Origin of the sequence: Bartonella sp. MR110HLJHH, assembly GCF_042194225.1 — a bacterium.
Lineage (GTDB): Bacteria > Pseudomonadota > Alphaproteobacteria > Rhizobiales > Rhizobiaceae > Bartonella > Bartonella grahamii.
The window spans coordinates 1-907 of sequence record NZ_JBHIMQ010000075.1; the positions used below are offsets into that span (position 1 = coordinate 1).

The window sequence follows — 907 nt, forward strand, 5'->3', positions numbered from 1 at the left end:
GAGTATAACCAAAAACACCAGCAGCCCTATCAGCTACAGAATCGCTTCCTAGAGCAACACTATCTTTAACTGATGCTACAGAATTGGCACCTATAGCGATAGCTCCCTCTCCCTGTGCTTCCGAATAAAATCCAAAAGAAATGCTCTCCTTACCAACTCCCTTTGCACGATGACCAATAGCAGTTGAACCATACCCCAAAGCCTTAGAAACAGCACCCACAGCCGTTGCATAATCACCCTGCGCGGTTGTATAATCATTTTCCCCGTGTGTGCTGTTAGGATTATATTCACTACCTATTGCAATAGTGCTTTTTCCTATAGTGTGAGCCATGTAACCTATAGCAATAGCATCACGCTTCTCTGATGTCTGAGCATTATGGCCTGTAGCAGTCCCCTCCTGTCGCTTTGCAGATGCATCAGGACCTTGAATAACAGTGTTACTCGCTCGTGTATTTCGTTGCATTCCCTCAATTGAACCACCCCGCAAAAGGTCAGAAACATTAACAAGCGTTGCATTCTCATCATTTTCTGCAAACGGTTGGTCTGCAGAGCTATCAACCACAAAGGACTGTGGATTAATGAGAGGCTTTTTATCTTGCACCCCTGCATTTAACGTTTTTTTCGATAGGTTCTTACTGTTTGCTGTCAAAACATTGATTATAGAGCCCTCATCACTCGGACCTAGAAGAGTTTTGGTTAAAAAATTTGCATAGTCATCAGCAGCATTTACCTTGGGTGTCAAAGCAACATTCAGCGCTGTTAAATAATTGTCTTTTGAAACAGAAGAAGCATTCAAACCAGCAACAGAGATGATGTTTTCTGGATAAGAGACACCAGCACTGTTAACACCCTCAAGAAATGTGTTTCTAAAATCAGAATTTGCTGAAAAAACAGGTGTAACATTCGA

The 907-nt window shown here is 42.2% G+C and carries 1 pseudogene; it reads right to left on the bottom strand.

Annotated features, from left to right (window positions below):
- Positions 1-907: pseudogene (locus ACFIKB_RS09395) on the bottom strand (hypothetical protein); the annotation flags it as partial.